Source organism: Kitasatospora sp. NPDC058218, assembly GCF_042882445.1.
Lineage (GTDB): Bacteria > Actinomycetota > Actinomycetes > Streptomycetales > Streptomycetaceae > Kitasatospora.
Genome location: NZ_JBHVWC010000141.1, coordinates 1 through 5,809 on the forward strand (window position 1 = coordinate 1; position 5,809 = coordinate 5,809).

Annotated in this window: 4 protein-coding genes and 1 pseudogene; 2 read left to right on the forward strand and 3 right to left on the reverse strand. The window is 73.2% G+C overall.

The window, feature by feature from the left end; all coding sequences use genetic code 11:
• Positions 1 to 107: 107 nt before the first annotated feature.
• From ACFVYI_RS42115 to ACFVYI_RS42125, 3 genes are all read right to left on the reverse strand, one after another.
• Positions 108 to 1,442 (reverse strand): LLM class flavin-dependent oxidoreductase, encoded by a 1,335-nt coding sequence (locus tag ACFVYI_RS42115; protein WP_387895373.1) that lies wholly within the window; start codon positions 1,440 to 1,442, stop codon positions 108 to 110.
• Between the two features lie 119 nt (positions 1,443 to 1,561).
• Positions 1,562 to 2,782: an ROK family protein gene (locus tag ACFVYI_RS42120; protein ID WP_387895376.1), complete on the reverse strand. Its 1,221-nt coding sequence runs from the start codon at positions 2,780 to 2,782 to the stop codon at positions 1,562 to 1,564.
• An 85-nt stretch (positions 2,783 to 2,867) separates the two neighbouring features.
• Complete coding sequence (locus ACFVYI_RS42125; protein WP_387895379.1) at positions 2,868 to 4,205, reverse strand: GH1 family beta-glucosidase; 1,338 nt, start codon at positions 4,203 to 4,205, stop codon at positions 2,868 to 2,870.
• A gap of 224 nt (positions 4,206 to 4,429) precedes the next feature.
• Here ACFVYI_RS42125 and ACFVYI_RS42130 point away from each other — a divergent pair, with 224 nt between their 5' ends.
• Positions 4,430 to 4,564 carry a hypothetical protein gene (locus tag ACFVYI_RS42130; RefSeq protein ID WP_387895381.1) on the forward strand — a complete coding sequence of 45 codons (135 nt, stop codon included), beginning with the start codon at positions 4,430 to 4,432 and terminating at the stop codon, positions 4,562 to 4,564.
• A gap of 53 nt (positions 4,565 to 4,617) precedes the next feature.
• A pseudogene (locus ACFVYI_RS42135) lies at positions 4,618 to 5,522 on the forward strand (SDR family NAD(P)-dependent oxidoreductase).
• Positions 5,523 to 5,809: the final 287 nt, after the last annotated feature.

A 5,809-nucleotide genomic window follows, 5' to 3' on the forward strand; every position in this document is an offset into this window, starting at 1 on the left:
GGACCGAGGGGTCCGGGCCTTCCCCCGTGGCGTCGGTCCGGGCCTTCCCCCGTGCAGCCGGGCGCCGGGCCGACGTGCGGGCCGGCGCCCGGCCCGACGCGCGACCGTTACGGCGCGGTGTACCGCCCGGCCGGGCGCGGCAGGCCGTAGTGCTCGCGCAGGGTGTTCCCGGTGTAGCCCTCGCGGAACAGGCCGCGTGCCCGCAGGATCGGGACCACCTGCTCGACGAAGTCGTCCAGGCCGCCGGGCAGGACGGGCGGCATGATGTTGAAGCCGTCGGCGGCGCCCTGAGTGAACCAGGTCTCGATGTGGTCGGCGAGTTGCTCGGGGGTGCCGACCACGACCTGGTGGCCACGGCCGCCGCCGAGCCGTCCGACGAGTTGGCGCAGGGTCAGCCGGTCGCGCTCGGCGAGGTCGCGGATCAGCTCGAAGCGGCTCTTGGCACCGTTGATCCGGGTGACCGGCGGCAGCGGCGGCAGCGGTTCGTCCAGCGGGTGGTCGGTGAGGTCGACGCCGAGAACCGTGGAGAGCACGCCGACCGCGCGGGCCGGGTTGATCAGCGCGTCCAGTTCCTCGTCCAGGGCACGTGCCTCCGCCTCGGTGGAGCCGAGGACGGGGACGACGCCGGGCAGGATCTTCACCCGGGCCGGGTCGCGGCCGGCCTCGGCGGTCCGTCGCTTGAGGTCGCCGTAGAAGGCCTGCCCCTCGGCCAGCGTCTGCTGCGCGGTGAACACCGCCTCCGCCCAACGGGCCGCGAAGGCCTTGCCGTCGTCGGAGGATCCGGCCTGCACGAGCAGCGGGTGGCCCTGCGGGCTGCGCGGGATGTTCAGCGGCCCGCGCACCTGGAAGTGCTTTCCGACGTGGTCGATGTCGTGCACCCGGTCCGGGGCGGCGAAGGCCCCGTTCGCACGGTCGAGCAACAGCGCGTCGTCCTCCCAGCTGTCCCACAGGGCGGTGACCACGTCGAGGAACTCGGCGGCCCGCTCATACCGGACGGCATGGTCCTGGTTGGCGCTGCGGCCGAAGTTCTGGGCGGCGCGGTCGCCGGCCGAGGTGACGATGTTCCAGCCGGCCCGCCCGTGGCTGATGTGGTCCAGTGAGGCGAACTGCCGGGCCAGGTTGTAGGGCTCGGAGAAGCCGGTGGAGACGGTGCCGATCAGGCCGATCCTCGTGGTCACCGCGGCCAGCGCGGTGAGCAGGGTGAACGGTTCGAAGTGGCTGATCAGGCCCCATCCCCCGTCGGAGCGGGCCTCGACGCCGTCGGCGAGGAACACCGAGTCGAAGGCGGCCGCCTCGGCCGTCCGGGCGAGCCTCTGGAAGTGCGCGACGTCACCTGCGGCGGACGGGTCGGTGCGGGGGTGGCGCCAGGCGGCCTCGTGGTGGCCGACTCCCATCAGGAAGAGGTTGAAGTGGAGTTGGCGATCGGCGGGACTTTCGGGCATGGCGGAACGCTCCGGGGCTCGGCAGGCGGGAGAAAGGGGATTTACCCGATTCTCCGACCCGCCGTCCGGCCGTTCAACGATTCGCCTGGCGGTGGAATTAATGCGCCGTTGACGAGGGCTCAACGCATCGCCCGGGCGGTCGAGCTCCCGGCCGTCCGCAGCTCCATCGGCCGCTGGTAGACGCTGTCGAGCACCCCGGCGCAGGCCGCGACCGCCAGCACGTCGACGCCGAAGGCAGTGGCGGTGACCAGCTGCTCGGGTGCGGCGTTGGAGTGCAGGCGGATCTGTTCGGCCAGGTACGGGTGCAGGCAGGGCGCCACCGACAGCCCCGCCTCACTGACCACCAGGACCTCGGGGTTGAGGACGTCCAGCAGCAGGCCGGCGGCGGGCGCGACGAGCCGGAGCCGCTCCTCGAAGAGGCGGATCGCGGCGCGGTTCCCGGCGCCGGCCAGGTCCAGCAGCAGGCCGAAGTCGGGTTCGGGGACCAGGCCGAGGGCGTGGGCCCGGCGGGCCAGGGTCCGATCCGCGACGGCGGCCTGGAGGCAGCCCGTCCGTCCGCAGGAGCAGGGCTCGGTGGAGGCGGGTACGGCGAGGTGGCCGATGTCGCCCGCGCGGGACCGCCTCCCGCGCAGCACGCTGCCGCCGGTGGCGATGGCCGCGTCGACGACGTTGCCGACGAACAGCTGGACCAGTTCGGTGGCCGTGCGGCCGGCGCCGAACAGCAGCTCCGCCTGGGCCAGCGCCCGGGCGTGGCTGTCGACGTGCACGGGCAGCCGGGTGGCGTCGGCCAGAACGTCGCGGACGGGGACGTCGTGCCAGCCGAGCGGGCCGTGGGAGACGACGCGGCCGGTCTCGGAGTCCACCCAGCCGCCGGTGACCACCCCGAGGCCGAGCACCGAGTGGCCGGTGGCCCGGCGGCCCAGGAAACCCGGTAGGTACGCCCTGATGGTGCCCAGGACCGCAGCGGCGTCGCCACGCCGGGGCAGGCGTTCGTGGGCGACCACCCGTCCCCGCAGGTCCAGCAGGGCGAAGGTGATCCACGGCACCCCGATGTGCACCCCGCAGGCGAGGTGGTGACGGGTGTCGATGTCCAGCGGCAGCTGCGGGCGCCCCGCCCTGGGCGGACCGTCCGGCGGTGGCAGGACGCGCAGCAGCCCGAGTCCGGTGAGGTCGGCGCTGTGGCGGGAGACGGCAGCCGGGCTGAGGCCGGTGGCCCGGCCGACGGCGCTGCGGGTCAGCGGGCCGCCGGTCAGTACCGCGCGCAGCACCGCCCCGGCCCCGCCGCCCTCGGTGGGCGACGCGGTCCTGCCGTGCGTGGGCGGGGCGACCAGGGAGAGCATGCGGTCGATGCTCCCAGCAGCGTGTTGCACGGGCGTGGCGCGAGCGTGAAGCAGCCCCGCCCGGTGCCCGACCAGACCGGCCCGCCTACCTCGCGGACCGCTTCCGCTGGGCGGCGATCACGTCCCGGTACCAGGCGTAGGACGCCTTCGGCGTCCGCTTCTGCGTCTCGAAGTCGACGTGCACCAGGCCGAACCTTTGATGGAACCCCTCCGCCCACTCCAGGTTGTCCATCAGGGACCAGGTGAAGTAGCCGCGGACGTCGACGCCTTGGACGACGGCCTCGGCGAGGGCGTCGAGGTGGCCGGCGAGGTAGTCGATGCGGGGCTGGTCGTCGAGGGTCGCGGTCGTGGAGCAGCCGTTCTCGGTGATGGTGACGGGTGGGAGGGCGGTGCCGTAGCGGTCGCGGAGGCCGGTGAGGAGTTCGCGGAGGCCGTCGGGGACGACGGGCCAGTCGAAGGCGGTGCGCGGGACGCCCTCGATGGGGGCCTCGGCGAAGGGGAGGCCGGGGTCGGTGGGGGCGGCGATGCGGGTGGGGTTGTAGTAGTTGACGCCGAGGCCGTCGAGCGGGGTGGCGGAGATGAGCTTGAGGTCGCCGTCGTGGACGCAGCCGCCGAGGTCGGGGGCGACGCCGTAGGCGGAGAGGTCGGGGTAGCGGCCAAGGAGCAGCGGGTCGGTGAACAGGCGGTTGTGGAGGGCATCGTAGGCGTCGGCGGCGGCGAGGTCGGCGTCCGAGGAGGAGGCGGGCCACACCGGGGTGAGGTTGTTGGCGATCATCACCTCCAGGCCGCGCTCGCGCAGCGCGGCGGCCGCGAGGCCGTGGCCGAGCAGCTGGTGGTGGGCGGTGGGCAGGGCGTCGAGCATCAGGGCACGGCCGGGGGCATGGGTGCCGAGGGCGTAGCCGTAGACCATGTGCACGAAGGGCTCGTTGAGGGTGATCCAGGTCGGGACGCGGTCGCCGAGGCGGTCGGCGGCGATCGCGGCGTACTCGGCGAAGCGGTACGCGGTGTCGCGGTCCAGCCAGCCGCCGGTGTCCTCCAGGGCCTGCGGGAGGTCCCAGTGGAAGAGGGTGGGCAGCGGCGTGATGCCGGCTTCCAGCAGGGCGTCCACCAGGCGGTCGTAGAAGGCGAGTCCGGCGGGGTTGACCGGGCCGGCGCCGGTGGGCTGCACGCGGGACCAGGCGATGGAGAACCGGTAGCCGTCCAGCCCCAGGCCCCGCATCAGGGCGATGTCCTCGGGATAGCGGTGGTAGTGGTCGCAGGCGACCGCTCCCGTGTGGCCGTCGCGGACAGCGCCGGGGCGGGCGGCGAAGACGTCCCAGACGGACGGGCCGCGCCCGTCCTCCTCGACGGCTCCCTCGATCTGGTAGGCGGCGGTGGAGACGCCCCAGCGGAAGCCCGCCGGGAGGTCGAGTCGGTTCGGCACGGCCTGACTCCTTGCTCACGATGGCAATGGGTGGGACAGAGACATGGGTCCAAAAACATGAGGACAACTCATGTTAGCGACTTGCCGTCGAAACACCAGATGCGGCCGGAAGGACCGGCGCCTCCTCGTCGATGCTCGATGCGCCGCATCCATGACATCCGCGCATACCGGGTGTGCATGACTTTCGTTGGACGCATGCCCGGGGAGTTCCCAGCGTGGAGGGCATGAACACTCCACGCATCGCCCTGGCGACCGGGGCGAATCAGGGGCTGGGCCGGGCTCTCGCCGGCTTCGGCAAGGTGCTGCCCTGGCGCGACGGAACACCTCCCACCGAGCAGGACCGCCTACTCGTCCCCTGACATTCCTGACACCCGGCACAACTGACGCCACGTCACTCGGCAAGGAGTTCCCCATGCGTGCGATCAGGACCGCGTTCGGCTTCGCCAGCACCGCCGCCGAAGTCGCCACCGGCATCGACCTGACCGGCCGGCGCGTGGTGGTGACCGGCGCCTCCTCGGGCCTCGGCACCGAAACCGCCCGCGCCCTGACCGGCGCCGAGGTCACCCTCGCCGTCCGCGACACCGAAGCGGGCGAGGCCGCCGCCGAGGACATCACCACCACCACCGGCAACCGGGACCTGCGGGTGTCCCGCCTGGACCTGACCGACCCGGCCTCCGTCGCCGAGTTCGCGGCGTCCTGGCAGGGGCCGCTCCACGTACTGGTCAACAACGCCGGGGTGATGGCCTGCACCGAGCAGTACACCGAACAGGGCCGGGAGCTGCAGTTCGCCACCAACCACCTCGGCCACTTCGCCCTGGCCACCGCCCTGCACCCGGTGCTGGCCACCGCCGGCTCCGCCAGGGTCGTGGTCGTCAGCTCCACCGGCCACCAGACCTCCCCGGTCGTCTTCGACGACGTCGACTTCGCCTTCTGCCCCCTACGACCCCTGGCTCGCCCACGGCCAGCCCAAGACCGCCGGCGCCCTCTTCGCGGTCGAGGCCACCCGCCGCTGGAAGGCCGACAGCATCACCGCCAACGCCCTGATGCCCGGAGCGATCTACACCAACCTCCAGCACCACACCGGCGGACGCGGCAAGGTCCCCGCGGAACTCGTCAAGACCGTCGAACTGGGCGCGGCGACCTCCGTCCTGCTCGCCACCTCACCACTGCTGGAGGGCATCGGCGGACGCTACTTCGTCGACTGCAACGAGACCGAAACCGTGGACCGCCGCACCGGCACCCTGCACGGCGTCCCACCCGGACGGCGCCCGCCGTCTGTGGACCCTGTCCGAGGACCTCTGCGCCGCCGCCCGGTGACACACGTTCGCCGGCACCTGCGCCGTGGGCCCCTCGTGGCGTGTTCGGCCCGGCCACCCTCCACGGCGACACCCTCACCGTGCGGCACCCTCGCCGTGCGGGACCACCCCGGACGGCACCACGTTCCGCACCCGCCTGCCCGGCCCGAGGACGTAGCCCTGACGGATCGACGTGCACGGTGCAGGAGCGGGCCCCCCGGAAATGCCGAACCGCCCCGTCCGGTGGGTGCCGGGCGGGGCGGTGGAGTGCCGTGGTGGGCGGGGCCGTGGGTCAGGCGGTCGTCTTCG